Below are 17,654 nucleotides of genomic sequence, written 5' to 3'. Positions count from 1 at the left end.
GGGTCGACGTGTCGACCTGCGGTGGATACGGGTACAACCGAGCGAGTCCTCCCAAGTAGTACGGCCTGTCCGGATCTTGGTCGAGTACGTACTGCGTCGCGATGCCGAACCCGGTGGGGTGCCGGGGTGTTCCCGGAGCCGATGAGCAACCGGGCGCGGTCGTGGCGCATACCGGCTGCGGACGGGTCGGGTCCGAGTGGAGGCCCTGCCCGGCGGGTTCGCCCGCTCGAAAGGACGGTTCGGTGAAGACCACCCTGGGTGTCGAGGAGGAGTACCTGCTCGTGGACCCGGTCAGCGGACTGCCGGTGCCGGCGGCCGAGCGGGTCCGGGCCGAGGTGAGCTTACGGCCCGGGTACGGCGTCGGAGACGTGCAGCCCGAACTGCTGAAGGCCCAGTTGGAGGTGGCCACTCCGGTGTGTTCCTCGCTCGACGAGATAGGCCGGCACCTGTACCGGATGCGACGCGAACTGTCGGCGGCGGCCGAACGGGTCGGCTGCCGGCTGGTCGCCTGCGGGACCACGCCCGCGGGCGACGGGAAGCCGATGGAGATCAGCGAACATCCGCGCTACCTCGCGATCGCCGAGAACGCCCGGCGATTGGCCGACGTGCAACTCATCCACGGGATGCACGTGCACGTGGCGGTGCCGGATCGGGAGACGGGTGTGCAGGTCGTCAACCGGATCCGGCCGTGGTTGCCGCTGTTGGTCGCGATGGGCGCCAACTCGCCGCTCTGGCAGGGGGTGGACACCGGGTTCGCGAGTTGGCGCACGATCCATTACGCGCGCTGGCCGGTCGAGGGTCAACCACCGGTGTTCGTCGACCTGGAGGAGTACGAACGCAGGGTGGACGCGCTGCTGGCGGTGGGAGTGATGCTCGACCGAGGTCAGGTGTACTGGCAGGTGCGACTGTCCGAACGATTCCCCACCATCGAGATCCGCTGTCCGGACGTGCAGTTGCGGGCGGACGACGCGGTGATGCTGGCCGGGCTGATCCGGGCACTGGTGGTCACCGCGCTGCAACAGCACGGCGAGAAGGCGCCGTACGCCGCACCCGACCCGGAACTGCTGCGTGCGGCGTGCTGGTTGGCGGCCCGGGACGGGCTGGAGGGGGATCTGTTCGGGCCGGTGGGGCCGGCGGGCACGGCCCGTCGGGTCGAGGCGGGCGACCTGGTCCACGAGATGCTCGCGCACGTCACCCCCGTGTTGGATCGCTTCGGGGACACCACGCGGGTGTTCGCCCTGGTGGATCGGCTGATCCGGCAGGGGACGGGGGCCGATCGGCAGCGGGCGGCATTCGTGGCCGGGGGGCTGCCGGGCGTGCTGGACCTGATGGTCTCGGATACGTCGGCCGGGTAGCCGTCGGCCTGCCATGCCGGTTGAGCTCGGCCGAGTGGCCCGCCGACGCGTGGGCCCGATTCGTCCCCTGGTCGGCCCGACCGACACAGGATGTCCGAATATCACCTTCGATGTAACGGTCCGTCGCCGACAGACTGCATAGCGACACGGGTGTCGATACAACGAAGGACGGGGTGAGCGGTGATGTCGGAGGGATTCGCGCCGGAGACGGGCGCACAAGGGGGCCCGGGAGCCGAGCCCGGCGCGGCCGACGTGATTTTCCACGGCGGCGAAATCGAGACGGTGGCGGGTGGGCCCGGCCCCGAGGTGGTCGGGGCGGAGCCGGGTGCGCGGCCCGAGGCGGTCGCCGTCAAGGACGGCCGGATCGTCTTCGTCGGCGACCTGGACCGGGCGCTGGAACACTGGCGCGGGCCCGAGACCCGGTTGTACGACCTGGCCGGCCGGGCGTTGTTGCCGGGCTTCATCGATCCGCACGGCCACGTGGTCGGCACCGGACTCCAGGAGACGATCGCCGACCTGCTCGGCGATCCGGACGGCGACGTCGGGGACGTCGACGCGATCGTGCGCAAGTTGCGCGAGTTCGCGGACGGCGAGGTCGGCCGGCGATCGGCGTGGATCGTCGGCTTCGGCTACGACGACGCGCGGCTGGCCGGCGGGCAACACCCGACCCGGGAGGACCTGGACCGGGTCTCCACGGAGCGACCGGTGCTGGCCATCCACCAGTCGTTCCACCTGGGCGCGGTGAACAGCAAGGGGCTGGAACTCCTGGAGTACAGCGCCGCGACGAAGAACCCCAAGGGCGGGGTGATCCGGCGCGGCGACGAGTCGGTACTGCCGTTCGGCGAACCGAACGGGGTGCTGGAGGAGACCGCGTTCTTCCCCGCCTCCGGTCACGCGATCATCGGCATCGCCGAACAGGACCGGGCCCGGTTCCTGGCCAAGGGTCTGCAGGCGGCGGCGAGTTACGGCTTCACCACGGTGCAGGAGGGCGCCGCGGAGTTGGCGGTGCTGGGCGACCTGCGCGCCCTCGCGGCGGTCGCGCCGTTGCCCCTGGACGTCGTGGTCTACGTCAAGGCGGCCGAGGCGATCGAGGCGCCGCATCTGGTCGAGGCGAGCCCGGACTACCTGAACGGTCTGCGGGCGGCCGGGATCAAACTCAACCTGGACGGCTCTCCGCAGGGCCGGACGGCCTGGCTGCGCGAGCCGTACCTGACGCCGCCGGAGGGCCTGGACGACGACTACTGCGGCTACCCGACCCTGGAGGAGGAGGTCGCCCTCGACCAGGTCCGGGCCGGCTTCGCGCACGGCTGGCAGGTGATCGCCCACGTCAACGGCGACGAGGCGATCGCCCAGTTGATCCGCTGCGTGCGGATCGCCACCCGGGAGGCGCGGCCGGCCGATCGGCGCACGACCGGCATCCACTGTCAGACGGCGGGCGAGGACCAGATCGAGGAGTTTCGCCGGCTGGGCATCATCCCGTCGTTCTTCTCGATGCACACGTTCTACTGGGGCGACTGGTACTACGAGACGGTGCTCGGGGAGGAGCGCGCCGTCGACATCTCGCCCGCGCAATGGGCCCTGGCCCGCGGCATGGTCTACACGTCGCACCACGACGCGCCGGTGGCCCGGCCGAGTTCGATCGCGATCCTGTCCGGCCAGGTCACCCGCAGGACCCGCAAGGGCATGGTCCTGGGCAAACATCAGTGCGTCTCGGGGGCGGACGCGGTGCGGTCGATCACCATCAACGCGGCCTACCAGTACGGCGAGGAGGCCGACAAGGGCAGCATCGAGGTGGGCAAGCTGGCCGACCTGGTGATCCTGAGCGCGAATCCGGTGACCGTACCGGGTGAGGCGATCGCGAGGATCACCATCGAGGAGACGATCAAGGCGGGTCGCACGATCCACCCGCCGATCGAGGAGATGCCCGTTCCGGTGCCCTCGGGCGTGGGATTGCAGTTGTTCACGCACCACTGCTGACGGCGTGGTCCTCCCGCCCGGACCGGATCGGCACGGGCGGTCGGCACGGCCGGATCGGCACGGGCGGGAGGACCGGGAATCAGGCCAGGGGGACGCCGAGGCCGGGCAGCACCCGCGCGCCCGGGAGTTCGGCCAGCAGGCGGCCGGGTACCCACAGCTTGGAGCCGCGAATCCCGGAACCGACCACGATGCGCGGGTGCGCGGCGACGGCGGCGTCGATCAGGATCGGCCAGTCCGCGGGCAGCCCGATCGGGGTGATCCCGCCGTACTGCATCCCGGTCGCCGCGAGCACCACGTCCACCGGCGCGAACGACGCCTTGCGGGCGTCGAGGTGCCGGCGGACCAGGCCGTTCACGTCCGCCCTGGTGGTGGCGGTGACCAGACACGCCGCGTAGGTGACCGTGCCGCCGCGCTTGGCGGCGATCACCACGCAGTTCGCTCCGTCGGCCGGGGCCACGTCGTAGCGGGCGCAGAACGCGGCGGTGTCGGCCAGTTCGGGATCGATCGCGGCGACCTCGACCGGATCGGCGGCCCCGGCCGGCCAACCGGCCAGGGCACGGGCCACCGGTTCGGCCAGCAACTCGGGGTGGGACAGGGCGGGATGAACGGCAAGTGCGGTGCTCATGAGGCCATCCAACCCAATCGACGACACTTTCGGGTCGGCGCGCGGGGCCGAATGTGCGCCACCGGCGCGTCGATGGGAGTGGGCCGCGTGCGGTGGGTGCGGGCCGGCTCCGGGTCGCCGAGACCGGCGTCGCCTGGGTCGAGTCGGGTCGGGACCCCCGGATCGCGCCGGACCCGGCGGTGCGTGCGCGTCGCGGGGGCGCGGATCCGGCCGCGGGCGGACAGGCGCACGGGCACCGGGAGTCGATGCGTTCAGCCCCGGACCCGGCGGACCATGCGGGCGTACATCGGGCGCCCGACCAGGTGCCAGAGCAGCCGGGCCGGGAGCGGCAGCCCACCGAGCATCGTGGCCCGCTCGGCCGGGCGGGCGTCCTCCAGCACCACCCCCAGCAGAAGCAGGATCTGCGGCTTGGGCGTGGTCTCCACGAAGTGCTCGCCCATCGCGTGCCACTCCTGCGCGGTGAGCAGCCGCTGAGCCAGCGGAAGCAGTTCGGCCTCCTCCTCGTCGAGGTGCTCGATCAGCGCCGCGCGGTGCTCGACCAGCGCCGCGACCAGCGCGTCCCGCTCGTTGCCCCCGGCGTTCGCCGCCCACGCCGCGAGCAGTTCCCCGGCGGTGGTCAGCGAACCGGCCACCCGCTCGTGCTGGGCCTCCATCCGCAGCACCAGATCGGCCTCCAGGTCGACCCGCGCCAGCAGCGGCGGCCACAACAACTCGTCCTCGCCGGTGTGGTGCCCGTGCAGGCCCAACCGGTACAGGTCGAAGTGGTCGGCGAGTACCTTGGCCCGGGCGGTGTCGCCCGGCTCGACGGCGGCGACCAACTCGATCAGCAGCCGCGATTCGCGGCGCAGCCCGCGGTGGACGATCACCATGTCCCGGGTGTCGAAGCCGGCCGAGGCGGGGGAGACGGGCGAGGAGGACGAGGCGGTCATGGCGGGTGATCCCTTCGGTGGGCCCTCGGCGTGGTGTCGCCGGGCATGCTCATAGCCTGGTCCGGGCGTCTTGGAGGAATCCTGGAAGGAACATGGAGCCGCCCGACGGAGTTGTCCGGCGAGCGGCTCGCCGCCGGCCGAGCCGCTCGAACCGGATAGGGGGATGGATGGTCTACCTGCGTGTGCTCGGCCCGTTCGAGGCCGACGTGGACGATGCGACCGTGCCACTGGGTGGTCCGCGCCAGCGCGCCGTGCTCGCGCTCCTGGTGGCCGCGCGCGGGCGGGTCGTGTCGATCGACCGGATGATCGAGGACCTGTGGCGCGGCGAACCACCCGCCCAGGCCGTCACCTCCCTCCAGGCGTACGTGTCCAACCTGCGTCGCCTGCTCGAACCGGGTCGACCGCGACGGGCCCCGGCCACGATCCTGGTCAGCGCGGCACCCGGCTACGCCCTGCGCCTGCCGGACGACGCGGTGGACGCGTGGCGCTTCGAGCACCTGCTCCGCGCCGCGCGGGAGCGGGCCGAGACCGACCCGGCCCAGGCGCGCACCCTGGTCGAGGCGGCGCTCGCGTTGTGGCGCGGCCCGGCGTTCGCCGCCGCCTCGGACGAGCCGTGGGCCCTCGCCGAGGCCGCCCGGTTGAGCGAACTGCAACTGAGCGCACGCGAACTGCACATCGCCGCCGGCCTGCGCTCGGGCGCCGCGGCGGGCGCGGCTGCGGACGCCGAACGGCTCACCCACGAGGCGCCGTTGCGCGAGGAGGGTTGGCGTCTGCACGCCCTGGCGCTGTGGGCGGACAACCGACAAGCGGACGCGCTGGCCACGCTGCGCCGGGCCCGCGCGGTCCTGGCGGCCGACGTCGGCCTGGACCCGGGGCCCGCCCTCGCCGAGGTCGAGGCGGCGATCCTGGGTCGCCGCATGGACGTACTCCGGTCGGCGACCGGCGTCGCCGACCGGGCTGCGGCGGGCGATCGGGACGAGGCAACCGCCGGGGCGGCCGGCCGACCGACGACCGGTCGCGCCGACGCCGACCGGCCCGCTGCCCGTACCGACCGCGACGCGGTGCCCGCGAGTTTGGCGCACCCGACCGCGGCGCCGGCCTTCGGCGCGGTCCCCGACGCCGACATCCACCCCCGACCCGGCGGCCCCGCGGACCTGTTCGTCGGACGGGACGACGAACTCGCCGCGCTGCTGGGCGCGGCCGGCCGGGTCGGAGCGGCCGGCCTGCGGGTCGCGCTGGTGACCGGGGAGGCCGGACTGGGCAAATCCGCGCTGCTGAGCCGACTCGCCGGCGAACTGGAACGGGCCGGGCTGCTCGTGGCCACCGGACGGTGTCCCGAGGTCGACGGCGCACCGCCCGCGTGGGCGTGGGTGGAGGCGCTGCGGGCGATCGCCGAGATCGTGCCGCCGCCGGCCGAGTCGGCCGCCGCCCTCGCGCCGCTGCTGGGCGACGACCCGGCGGAGGGGCCCGGGCAGGACACCGCGGCGGGCCGGTTCCGGCTGCACCGCGCGGTCTGGTCCTGGCTGGCCGCCGGCGCCCGGCGTCGGCCGCTGGCCATCCTGCTGGACGACCTGCACCGCGCCGACGCCGAAACGCTGGCCCTGCTCGCCGCCGCGGCCGACGGCGAGGCCGCCGGCGCGCCGCTGTTCGTGGTCGCCGCCTACCGTCCCGACGAGGTGGCCGGCCGGCTCACCGAGACCCTGGCCGGACTGGCCCGCCGATCGCCGGTCCGACTGGCGCTGCCCGGCCTGCCGGAGGCCGCCGTGGCCCGGGTCGTGGACGCCGTGTCCCAGACGCCCGTCGACCCCGCGACGATCACCGCGTTGGCCGAACGCACCGGCGGCAATCCGTTCTACGTGCGGGAGAGCGCCCGCCTGCTGGACAGCGAAGGGGCCCTGGTCGCGCTCTCCGACGTGCCCGAGGGGGTCCGCGACGTGCTGCGCCGACGGCTGGCCCGGCTGCCCGAACCCGCCGTCGCGGTACTGCGGTTGGCCTCGGTGGCGGGCCGCGAGGTCGACGTGGACGTGCTGGTGCACGCGGCCGAGGTCGAGGAGGGCGGCGTGCTGGACGCGTTGGACGCCGGCCTGATCGCCGGGCTGCTCACCGAACCGGCCCCCGGGCGGGTGCGGTTCGTGCACGCGCTGGTCCGCGACACGATGGTCGCGGACCTGAGCGGGCTGCGCCGCACCCGGATGCACGGCCGCATCGCCGCCGCCCTGGAACGGCTCGGCAGCGGCGACGTCTCGGCGCTGGCCTACCACTACGGCCACGCGGCCACCGCCGGCACCGCCGCCCGGGCCGTCGAAGTGTGCGTGGCCGCAGCCGAGTTGGCCGAGCGCCGGTTCGCCCACGACACGGCCGTCGAGCTGCTCGGCCGGGCGCTGGAATGCCTGGACCGGATTCCCGCCGACACCGCCGGCGACCGGGACGGGCGGCGGGCCGACCTGTTCGGCCGGCTGCTGCGCGCCCAGGTCCGGGCCGGCGACGTCGGGGCGGCCCGGTTGACCCGGCAACGCGCCTTCGAGGCCGCCGAGTCGATGCACCGCGACGACCTGACGATCGCCGCGTTCACCGCGTGGACGGTGCCCACGCCGTGGCAGAGCCGGCCGTACGGAAGCCTGGACCTGGGTGTGCTGGCGGTGTTGCGCCGGCTGATCGCGCGCACCGACCTCGACCCGCGGACCCGATGCCGGTTGTTGAACGGCTACGCAGGCGAGCTGATGGGGGAGGACATCGAGCCGAGGCCCAGGGCGATGGCCGAGGAGGCCGTCGCGCTCGCCGCCGACCTGGGCGATCCCGACCTGCACGCACTCGCCCTGACCACGCTCACCGGCAACCTGGACAGCCTGCCGGACGCGCCGGCCCGGGCCGAGGCCGCCGCCGAACTGGCCCGGATCGCAGATGCGTTCGACCTGCCGGAGTATCGCTGGTACAGCCGGTACAACCAGGCCATCGCCGCGGCCGACCAAAACGATCCGGCCGTCGCGCGCCGGTTGGTCGAGGAGAGCACGGCGATCGCGGAAAGCTACCGGATGCCGGAGGCGATCGGCGTCGGCGGCTGCGCGCTCGCCACTCTCGCGCACATCGACGGCCGCCACGACGAGGCCGAGGAGTACTACCTCCGGGCCACCGAGCCGATGATCGCGCAGGGTTCGCTGCACGCGTACGGTCTGCGCCGGCTCGCCCTCGCCACGATCCTGCTCGGCCGCGGCCGGATCCGCGAACTCGCGCCACAGGCACCGGGGATCCTGGCCGACTTCGGGCCGTTCGTGGCCGACCTGTGCGCCCTCGCGGTGGCCGCCGACGGTCGGATCGAGCAGGCGCGGGCGATCCGGGCGGTGATCGAGCCGATCCGCCGCGACTTCTTCCACACCCCGATGTCGGTCTTCCGCGCGGCGGTGGTGGTGGCGTTGGGCGAACACGAGGAGGCCGCCGCGCTCTACCCGACCCTGCTCCCGCTGCGCGACGCCGCACCCGCGTGCGCGGGGTTGTCCCTGGCGATCCGGCCACCGGCCCACGACCTGGGCGAACTGGCCCGCTTCCTGGGCCGGGAGAGGGAAGCCCGCGCACACTTCGACCGCGCCGCCGAGATCGCGGACACCTGGCACGCGAAGCAATGGGCGGCCGACGCCCGAGCGGCACGTGGCTAGGGACTACACGAACCGAGCCGCTGCCGCGCCCGCCGTCAGTCCTGTGCCGACCGCGGTCCCGACCGCACCTCCACGATCGGCAGTCGCAACGCCCCCGGCGCGTCCGCCGGGACCGCCGGCGCCACCGGTGCGGTGCGGGCGATCCGCCGATAGGCCGAGCCCAACTCCGGCCGGGGATCGGCCTCGCCGCGGTTGGGCCACAGCGCCGTCGCACGCTCCGCCTGGGCGGTGATGGTCAGGGACGGGTTGACGCCCAGGTTCGCGCTGACCGCCGCACCGTCCAGGACATGCAGTCCCGGATGCCCGTACACGCGCTGGTACGGGTCGACCACCCCGGTCGCGGCCGAGTCGCCGATCACGCAACCGCCCAGAATGTGCGCGGTCATCGGCACGTTGGCCAGATCGCCCCAGGTGCCGCCGGCCACCCCGCCCAGTCGTCGGGCGATCCGTCGGACCGCCTCGTGGCCGGCCGGGATCCAGTTCGGGTTGGGCTCGCCGTGGCCCTGTCGGGTGGTGATCCGGGTCCGGCCGAACAGGCCGCGTCGGCGATACACCGTCAGCGAGTTGTCCCGGGACTGCATGACCAGCGCGATGATCGCCCGCTCGGACCAGTTGCGCACGTTCATCAGCCGCAACCGGGCCGGGTGTTGCCACGACTCGCGCAGGAATTGGCGCACCCGGGGCCGGTCCCCGTCGGTGAGCAGGGTCTGCAACAGCCCCATCGCGTTGGAGCCCTTGCCGTAGCGAACCGGTTCGATGTGGGTGTCCGCGTCCGGGTGCCACGAGGAGGTGATGGCCACTCCGCGCGTGGCGTCGATCACCCCGGTGGTCGGGGCGACCGCGCCGACCAGCGCCTCGGAGTTGGTCCGGGTCAACCGGCCGAGCGTGCCGGACAGGTGCGGCAGCGTACCCTCGGCCGCCATCCGGTGCAGCAACCGCTGGGTGCCCAGCGTGCCGGCGGCGAACACCACCTGCTCGGCGGTCCAGGTGCGGGGCGCGCGCGGCGCCGTCGCGGGCCCGGTGTGGACGGTCTCCACCGCATAGCCGCCGGTGGACCCGTCCGGGTGCCGGCCCGCGCCCAGCGGGCGGACCCGGCCCACCGTACGCTCCGCGTGCACCTGGGCGCCCGCCCGTTCGGCCAGGTACAGGTAGTTCTTGAGCAGCGTGTTCTTCGCGCCGACCCGGCAACCGGTCATGCACGAACCACATTCGGTACACGTGGTCCGGCGCGGCCCGGCTCCGCCGAAGAACGGGTCGGCCACCTCCTCGCCGGGCGACTGTCCCTCCTCGGGGAACAACACGCCGACCGGCGCGAGACGGAAGGTGTCGCCCGCGCCCATTTCCTCGGCGACGGCCTTCATGTGCTCGTCGGCGGGCGTCATGTGCGGGTTCGTCACCACGCCCAGCATGCGTTCGGCCTGGGCGTAGTACGGCGCGAGTTCGGCGTGCCAGTCGGTGATGCGGGCCCACTGCGGGTCGTCGAAGAAGGGTTGCGGCGGCTCGTACAGCGTGTTCGCGTAGTTCAGCGAACCGCCGCCCACACCCGCGCCGGCCAGCACCACCACGTCCTTGAGCACGTGGATGCGCTGGATGCCGGTCAGACCCAGGGCCGGCGCCCACAGGAAGTCGCGCAACTGCCACGAGGTTTTGGGGAAGTCGGCATCGGCGAACCGGCGACCGGCTTCGAGTACGCCGACCCGGTAGCCCTTCTCGGTCAGCCGCAACGCGGCGACCGAACCGCCGAAACCCGAACCGATGACCAGAACGTCGTAGTCGAACACGGGGGACCCTTCGCCGGGCGGGCAGGAGGCATGCCACGAGATCTCGCGATCCGGCGATCCTACTGCTCGGTAACCCGGCGAAGGCAGTCCCTCGCTGGTCCGATTCGGTGACTCGAATCGGCGTGCGGGGTGGTCCGATTCAGCCGCTCTTGCGACGGAACGAGCGCTGCTGCGCGGCGGGCCCGTGCGCACCGTGGATCTTGGACCCGTCGCCGCCCGGACCGTCGCCGGTGCCGTCGGTCTTGGTGCCGCGCTTGCGGGCGAGCGCCTCGCGGAACTTGCGCTTGGTCTCGTCCTCGGGCGTCTCCGGCTCGGTGGCCTCGACGACCGTCTCCTCGGGTGTCTCGTTCGCGGGTGTCTCGTCAGCCATGGTGCGTTCCTGCTCTCGAACTGGATGCGATCCGTGGGGACACCCTTCCACGTCCGAGCCCGGGATGGCACGCCCGCATCGGGTAACGCTCACAAGAGCGGACATACCGGCTGCCGGTGCCGACCTGTGCCGGGTCGCTCAGGTGAGCCGCGCCGTCCGGGTGACCAGCGTGTCGATGAAATCGTTGAGCGGCGGCCAGCCGAAGCCGGGCGTCGTCATCCGCAGCAGGATCGCGCCGTGCATCGCCGCCCACACGGCCAACGCGTCCTCGAACGGGTCCGTCCCCGTCGGGCGGTCGGCCGACGAGGTGTTCGCCACCGCGTCGACCAGGGTCTGGAAGACCTCCCGGCGACTGGGCGGCGGCAACGGCGGAGCCGCCGGGTCGACGACCTGCGGGGGCATCCGCAGGAACAGCGCGCGGTAGCGGCCGGGGCGGTCCATCGCGAACCGGGCGTAGGCCCGACAGCCCTTGAGCAGCGCCCCATTCGGTTCGGCGTCCGCGGCGGAGGCCGCCACGATGGTGGCGTGCAACTCGTCGAAGTAGCCGTTGAGCACGGTGTCGAGGATGTCGTTCAGGTCGTTGAAGTGCGCGTAGATCGACGGCGCGGTGATCTCGGCCTCGCGTGCGATCCGGCGCAGCGTCACATCGCCCGCGTGTCCGTCGCGTTCGATGAGGGCGGTGGCCGCGGCCAGGATGTCGTCCCGCAACCTCGCTCCCTGGCCGCGGCGATTGCGTCGGCGGGTGGGTCCGTGATCGTCGTCCATGGCGGCCAGCGTACGAGGCGGGCCGGCGGCGCTCGCGGGCATGGTGCCTCCTCCGGTGTGTCGCCGACGGGCCGCCCGACGACGGATGCCCGGCGACCGGGTCGGGCCGGTCGCCGGGTGCCGGGATGACGCTCCGTCAGGCGGCGGGCACCGCCCGGGCGTCGGTCGATTCGGTGGGTCGCCCGGTGGCCACCGAGGTGCTGACCGTGCGGCGCGGGAGGCCGAAGGCGACCACGATCGCGCCGATCGCGGCGACCGCCGCCGCCACCAGGGCGCCGTTGTTCATCGCCGTGGTGAAGGCGTGGTCGGCGGCCGAGGTGAGCCGGTGGCCGTCCTCGGGGGACAGGTGCGCGGCAACGGCGTGCGCGCTGGGCAGGTCGCGTTCGGCCACCGAGGCCGGGCCGGTCGGGTGCAGGTCGGCCATCTCGGACCGGTAGTGCGTGGAGACCAGGGTGCCGACCACCGCGATGCCCAGCACGCCGCCGAGTTCGCGGACCACGCTGTTGAGTGCACCCGCCATCGCCGAGAACCGGGCCGGCACCGACGCGGTGATCTCCATGCTCGCCGGGGCCATCATCATGCCCATGCCGGCTCCGACCAGGGCCATCTCCGCGGCCAGTACGACGAACGGGGTGTCGGCGTCGGTGGTCAGGCCGAGCACCGACAGGCCGATCGCGATCGCGCCGAGTCCGCCGGTGAGCGTGCCGCGAATGCCCAGCCGGGCGGTGACCACCGGCGACAGGCCGGACATCGTGGCCATCGCCACCGCGAACGGCATCGCGGACAGGCCCGCCTTCAGCGGGCTGTATCCGTGTACGAGCTGGAAGTACTGGGACAGCACGAACAGTGTGCCGAAAAGCGCGAAGAAGGTCACCGCCAGCGTCGCGGCGGCGAGCACGAAGCCCCGGTTGGCGAACAGCCGTACCTGCACCATCGGTTCGTCGCGGCGCAGTTCCCAGGCCACGAACGCGGCGGTGCACAGCACGAATACGCCCGCCTCGACGAGGGTGAGCGGCGCGGTCCAGCCGCGCTCGGGCGCCTCGATGATCGCGTCGACCAGCGCGCCCAGGCCGACGACGGACAACACGGCGGCGGGCAGGTCGAGTCGGGTGGTGCCCTGGCGCGCAACGCTCGGCACGATGCGCAGGATGCCGACGAGCGCGGCGAGCACGAGAGGCACGTTGATCCAGAACGCGCTGGACCAGGAGAAGTGCATCAGCAGCGCGCCACCGGTGACCGGGCCGATCAGCACCCCCACGCCGGCCGCGGCGGACCAGACGGCGAACGCCTTGGGGCGTTCCACCGGCGGGAACATCCGGATGATGATGGCCAGCGTCGCGGGCATCACGAACGCCGCGCCCAGGCCCATCACCGCCCGCCAGGCGATCAGTTCGGCCGCGGTCGAGGACAGCGCCGCGATCGCCGATCCGGCGCCGAACAACGCGAGACCGCCGAGCAGCGCGCGCCGGGCGCCGAACCGGGCGCCCAGGCTGCCGGCCAGGAGCAGCAGGGCGGCGAAGACCAGCGTGTAGGCGTCGGTGATCCATTGCAGATCCGACGTCGACGCGTCCAGCCCCTTCGCCAACGAGGGCAGCGCGGTGTTGAGCACCGAGTTGTCGAGCGTCACCGCGACCAGCGTCGAACTGAGCACGAGCAGCGCGGCCCACCGACGCGGGTGGCCGGCGGCCTCCGAAACGTCGGCGGAGCCGGCATCGGGTGATCGGGATTCTTGGCTGCTCACGCGGTACCCCCTGATTAACGCATGTGTGCTTACGGCTGTAAACATAGCTCGTGGCTATACGCCCGTAAAGCCAAGAATTGGCAAAGCGCACCGAACCGGCCCGGTCGGCCCGATGGAGCTTCTGTGGCAACGACCCCGACGTCACCCACGACACCCACGACACCCACGTCACCGCGGACCGGCTGCGCGGCAAACCGGCCGCTCGGACCTCCAGGCCGGGCGGCCACACGTCGCCGGACCCCGGCCCGGACCCGGCGCGGCGCCGGCCCGCCCGCCGCCCGCCGGCGGATCGCCCTCGGTCAGAACTCCCGCGTCACGTCCAGCGGTCCGCAGGACAACGTGCCGCGCGCGTGCGGTGCGGCGATCCAACTGTCCGTGCTCACGAAGTCCCGCCCCCGCTGCTGCGCCTCGCGGGCCGGCGTCGGGTCGTCCCAGGTCACCGCGAGCGGCTTGTGCTCGACGTCCCAGCGGGCGCCGCCCAGCGCGCGATCGTCGGCGGAGGTCGCCTCCACGTGGGTGAGTCGACCGGCCTCCGTGGCCAATACGCCCGCGTGCCACAACGTCACGCCCGCCTCGTTGCGCACGATGGCGGGCGGCACGACCAGTGCCAATCCGGTGCCGTCGTGCCGCTCCGAGTCGAAGCGCAACACCAGGCGACGCGGGATGGTCGGCAATACCAGGTCCAGCACGAGATCGCCGTCCGGGACATGGCCGAACAAACAGGAGGTGAACCGGATCGGCCCGGCCGACAACGTCGTGGCCAGCGCCGACCGGGCGAAGCGGTCGCCCGAGCGGGTCACCGATACCCCGTACTGCCCGAACAGCGGCGGCGCCGGCGGGCGCGGGCCGGCGGGCCGGGCCGAGGTCTCCATGCCGATCGTGGTGTACAGCCCGGCCGGCGTCCGCAGGATGCCGCCGTGGAAGACCCGTACCTCCTCGTGCGCAAGCAGGATTTCGGGCGGCCTGACCAGCTCGATGTCCACCGGGGCAGTGCTCTCGCTCATGCCGCGACCCTATCGGCGGGCGGCGGCCGGACCGGGTGGCTCGGGGTGTCGCGGGGCGTCGTGGCGGCGGGTCGCGACCCCGTCGCGAGCGTCTCGGCGCCGCCCCGTGCGGTGCCCCCGAACGGGCGTCGGCGATCCGTTCGGGCGTCGCCCGATCGGCTCAATCGGGTTTACCGGGGCGTTGTGCGCATACGGTGCACGGCCCGGTTGTGGCCGGATCCCGCGTGACCTGCGGCGAAGTTGCGAGCGGGGCATATCGGTCGGGTTCGACGGGCGCATACGGGATTCGAACCGCCATATCGTGGGGACACTTTCCGGTTACGGCTTCGCCTATACCGCCCCCGAACGCCCCGCGCGTCACCCGACAGGCGCATACTGGTGGGGATGACGACGTCAGCCGTGACCCGGCGCATTCTGCCCACCAGTCCCTTCAATGTCCCGGTCGCTCCCATCATCGAGGATTTCGAACTCGGTGCACGAGTGACGCACGATCAGTACGGACTCGGTCGGATCGTCGGTGTCGAAGAGGACATCGCGGTCACTGTCGATTTCGGATCGCGCCAGGAGCGCATCTGCCGTCCCTACGCGAAGCTGAGCAACCTCTGAACGTCCCGACTCCACGCGGTCGGCACAGGGGAGGCGCCCCCGGGTAACCGGGTCGGCGCCTCCTTCTTGTTTGCGTGGCCTTGTTCGCGGCGTTCCGCACGCACATTCGCAGGCGTTCACTCCCGCCCAAAGACATCAGGTTGTCAGACAACTTGTGCTAGCGTCACCGCCATGAAGCCGCGCGTCCTTCTTCTCGGTCGCCGCGGCGGGGTCTGAGCCGACCGGCGCCCCGCCGCGGGGTTCGGTGCTGCCGGTCGACCCCTTCGAACGGCGAGGACGACCCCGCACCATGACCGAACACGGCTTTCCCACCCTGCGCACCCCGGCCGGCCCGATTCCCGACGGCCGACCGCACTGGAACCGGCAACGTTCGAGCGCGATGCCGTATCACCGCTACCGCCCGGCGCACGAGCGGGTTCGGGTCGAGATCGACCCCGACCGACGCACCTGGCCGACCCGGCGGATCGAACAGGCCCCGCTGTGGGTCCCGGTGGACCTGCGCGACGGCAATCAGGCGCTGGCCGAGCCGATGGACCCGGCGCGCAAGCGGCGGATGTTCGACCTGCAGGTGGCGATGGGCTTCAAGGAGATCGAGGTCGGCTACCCGTCGGCGAGCCGCGCCGACTACGACTTCGTCCGACACCTGGTCGAGAGCGACGCGGTTCCGGACGACGTGACGATCGTGGTCTTCACCGCCGCCCGGACCGACCTGATCGAACGCACCCATCGGTCCATCGAGGGCCTGCCGCACACCGTCGTACACATGTACACCGCGACCGCGCCGACCTGGCGCGACGTCGTGCTCGGGCACGACCGGGCCGCGCTGCACGGCCTGATCCTGGCCGGCGCGAAGGACGTGGCCCGCGGCGCGGACGCGCGGCCGGGGGCGGACATCCGCTTCGAGTTCTCGCCCGAGGTGTTCAACCTGACCGAACCCGACTACGTCCTGGAGGTGTGCGACAGCCTCACCGAGTTGTGGGACGCGAGCCCGGATCGACCGGTGATCCACAACCTGCCGGCCACGGTCGAGATCGCCACGCCGAACGTCTACGCCGACCAGATCGAGTACATGCACCGCCATCTGGCCCGCCGGGACGCGGTGATCCTGTCCGTGCATCCGCACAACGATCGTGGTACCGGGGTCGCCTGCGCCGAACTGGCGTTGCTGGCCGGGGCGCAGCGGATCGAGGGCTGCCTGTTCGGCAACGGCGAGCGCACCGGCAACGTGGACCTGGTCACGCTCGCGCTGAACCTGCACACGCAGGGCGTGGATCCGATGATCGACTTCTCCGACATCGACGAGATCCGGCGCACGGTCGAGTACGCGAACCGGATCGAGGTACCCGCGCGACATCCCTATGGCGGCGACCTGGTCTACACCGCGTTTTCCGGCACCCACCAGGACGCGATCGGGAAGGGCTTCGCGCACCACGCGCGGCAGGCCGAACGGCTGGGCTCGACCGCGGCGCAGGCGCCGTGGGACGTGCCGTACCTGCCGATCGACCCGGCCGACGTGGGTCGTGACTACGAGGCGGTGATCCGGGTCAACAGCCAGTCCGGCAAGGGCGGCATCGCCTACCTGATGCAGAGCGCGCACGGGCTGGACCTGCCGCGCCGGCTCCGGATCGAGTTCTCCCGGGTGGTCCAGGAGGCCACCGACGACAGCGGCGAGGAGATCACCGCGGCCGAACTGGGCGCGTTGTTCCAGGGCGAGTACCTGGACCGGCACTCGCCGATCGAGGTCACCGAATGGCGGGTGCAGGAGGGCGGACCCGGGCGGCACCGGTTCACCGGGACCCTGACCGACGCGGCCGGCCGTCGCCCGGTGGACGGCACCGGCAACGGTCCGCTGTCCGCGCTGACCTCGGCTCTGGGCGCGGCCGGCATCCGGGTCGAGATCCTGGACTACGTCGAGCACTCGATCGGCGCGGGGGGCGACCGACAGGCGGCGTCGTACCTGGAGTGCCGCGTCGACGGGGTCACCCGGTGGGGCGTCGGCATCGACACCTCGATCCTGGCCGCCTCGGTGCGCGCGACGATCTCGGCGGTGAATCGGGCTCGCGCGGGGGAGCGGGAGGGGGTGGGCGTGCTTCCCGGCTAGGATTCGGGCAATTCGTCAGACAACCTGAGACGTGATGGTGACGCGATGACGTTCGGCCCCCTGCGCCGCAGCCCGCTGGTCGGCCAGGCGGCCGAGCGGCTTCGCGACCAGATCGCCGCCGGGCGCTGGCCGGTGGGCGGCAAGTTGCCCGGCGAGGTGGCGCTCGGCGCGGAACTGGGCATCGGCCGCTCGACCGTGCGCGAGGCGATCCGGGCCCTGGCGGGAGCCGGCCTGGTCGAGTCCCGGCAGGGGTCCGGCGTCTTCGTGATCGCCACCGAACCGGTCGAGGATCTGCCGGCGCGGTTGCGGCGGGCCTCGGCGGTCGAGGTGTACGAGGTACGCAATCTGATCGAGGTACGGGCCGCGATGTTGGCCGCGGAGCGGCGCACCGACGAGGACCTCGCCGCGCTGGAGGCGGGCCTGGCCGCGCGGGCCGCGGCGCTCGGCGACGACGAGGCGTACATCGACGCGGACATCGCCTTCCACGCGAGCATCGTCGCGGCGGCCCACAACGAGGTGCTGACCGACCTGTTCGCCGTCTTCCAGGTGACCATGCGCCCGGGCCTGCTCGACCTGCTGGCGGCCATGGACGAACAGGGCCTGCGCACTGCCTCCGCCGACCCGGGCGCCGACGCCCACGCGGCCATGGTGGCCGCCATCCGAGCCCGCGACGCCACCACGGCAGCCCGGGTGACCGAAGCCGAACTGGCGGTAAGCCTGCAAATCCTGCGCGAGTAGCGAGTAGCGAGC

At 72.7% G+C, this 17,654-nt stretch carries 13 protein-coding genes; 6 read left to right on the top strand and 7 right to left on the bottom strand.

Features of this window, described 5'->3' with window-relative positions; translation table 11 throughout:
- The first annotated feature begins 242 nt into the window (after window positions 1–242).
- Window positions 243–1,355 carry a glutamate--cysteine ligase gene (locus tag ABZ374_RS21510; protein ID WP_360313355.1) on the top strand — a complete coding sequence of 371 codons (1,113 nt, stop codon included), beginning with the start codon at window positions 243–245 and terminating at the stop codon, window positions 1,353–1,355.
- Between the two features lie 183 nt (window positions 1,356–1,538).
- Window positions 1,539–3,332, top strand: coding sequence for an amidohydrolase (locus ABZ374_RS21505; protein ID WP_360313353.1), 1,794 nt, complete (start codon window positions 1,539–1,541; stop codon window positions 3,330–3,332).
- 79 nt (window positions 3,333–3,411) lie between these two features.
- Here ABZ374_RS21505 and ABZ374_RS21500 read toward each other — a convergent pair whose 3' ends face one another.
- Window positions 3,412–3,957 (bottom strand): YbaK/EbsC family protein, encoded by a 546-nt coding sequence (locus ABZ374_RS21500; protein WP_360313351.1) that lies wholly within the window; start codon window positions 3,955–3,957, stop codon window positions 3,412–3,414.
- Window positions 3,958–4,208: 251 nt separating this feature from the next.
- On the bottom strand, window positions 4,209–4,886 hold the full coding sequence (locus ABZ374_RS21495; RefSeq protein WP_360313349.1) for a hemerythrin domain-containing protein: 678 nt from the start codon (window positions 4,884–4,886) through the stop codon (window positions 4,209–4,211).
- 167 nt (window positions 4,887–5,053) lie between these two features.
- Here ABZ374_RS21495 and ABZ374_RS21490 point away from each other — a divergent pair, with 167 nt between their 5' ends.
- On the top strand, window positions 5,054–8,536 hold the full coding sequence (locus ABZ374_RS21490) for a BTAD domain-containing putative transcriptional regulator (protein ID WP_360313347.1): 3,483 nt from the start codon (window positions 5,054–5,056) through the stop codon (window positions 8,534–8,536).
- A 35-nt stretch (window positions 8,537–8,571) separates the two neighbouring features.
- Here the strand turns inward: ABZ374_RS21490 and ABZ374_RS21485 are convergent, their stop codons facing one another.
- The 5 genes from ABZ374_RS21485 to ABZ374_RS21465 form a co-directional block, all read right to left on the bottom strand.
- Window positions 8,572–10,317 carry a GMC family oxidoreductase gene (locus tag ABZ374_RS21485; protein ID WP_360313345.1) on the bottom strand — a complete coding sequence of 582 codons (1,746 nt, stop codon included), beginning with the start codon at window positions 10,315–10,317 and terminating at the stop codon, window positions 8,572–8,574.
- A 139-nt stretch (window positions 10,318–10,456) separates the two neighbouring features.
- The gene (locus tag ABZ374_RS21480) at window positions 10,457–10,687 is read right to left on the bottom strand and encodes a DUF5302 domain-containing protein (protein WP_355547702.1); all 231 of its coding nucleotides are present in this window, start codon (window positions 10,685–10,687) and stop codon (window positions 10,457–10,459) included.
- Between the two features lie 138 nt (window positions 10,688–10,825).
- A complete protein-coding gene (locus ABZ374_RS21475) occupies window positions 10,826–11,452 on the bottom strand; it encodes a TetR/AcrR family transcriptional regulator (RefSeq protein ID WP_360313343.1) in 627 nt (208 codons plus the stop codon).
- 136 nt (window positions 11,453–11,588) lie between these two features.
- Window positions 11,589–13,193, bottom strand: a complete 1,605-nt coding sequence (locus ABZ374_RS21470; RefSeq protein ID WP_360313341.1) for a DHA2 family efflux MFS transporter permease subunit — start codon at window positions 13,191–13,193, stop codon at window positions 11,589–11,591.
- A 299-nt stretch (window positions 13,194–13,492) separates the two neighbouring features.
- Window positions 13,493–14,197, bottom strand: a complete 705-nt coding sequence (locus tag ABZ374_RS21465; protein WP_360313339.1) for a hypothetical protein — start codon at window positions 14,195–14,197, stop codon at window positions 13,493–13,495.
- Window positions 14,198–14,581: 384 nt separating this feature from the next.
- On the opposite strand from ABZ374_RS21465, the gene ABZ374_RS21460 reads away from it, so the two are divergent.
- From ABZ374_RS21460 to ABZ374_RS21450, 3 genes are all read left to right on the top strand, one after another.
- On the top strand, window positions 14,582–14,803 hold the full coding sequence (locus ABZ374_RS21460) for a hypothetical protein (protein WP_026218929.1): 222 nt from the start codon (window positions 14,582–14,584) through the stop codon (window positions 14,801–14,803).
- Between the two features lie 289 nt (window positions 14,804–15,092).
- Complete coding sequence (leuA, locus tag ABZ374_RS21455) at window positions 15,093–16,904, top strand: 2-isopropylmalate synthase (RefSeq protein ID WP_360313337.1); 1,812 nt, start codon at window positions 15,093–15,095, stop codon at window positions 16,902–16,904.
- 45 nt (window positions 16,905–16,949) lie between these two features.
- Window positions 16,950–17,642 carry an FCD domain-containing protein gene (locus tag ABZ374_RS21450; protein ID WP_360313335.1) on the top strand — a complete coding sequence of 231 codons (693 nt, stop codon included), beginning with the start codon at window positions 16,950–16,952 and terminating at the stop codon, window positions 17,640–17,642.
- Window positions 17,643–17,654 lie beyond the last annotated feature (12 nt).

This window comes from Embleya sp. NPDC005971, assembly GCF_040629175.1.
In the GTDB taxonomy this organism is placed as follows: Bacteria; Actinomycetota; Actinomycetes; order Streptomycetales; family Streptomycetaceae; genus Embleya.
The sequence above is the reverse complement of the archived record's forward strand: the minus strand, read 5'-3'. Positions and strand labels throughout refer to the sequence as shown.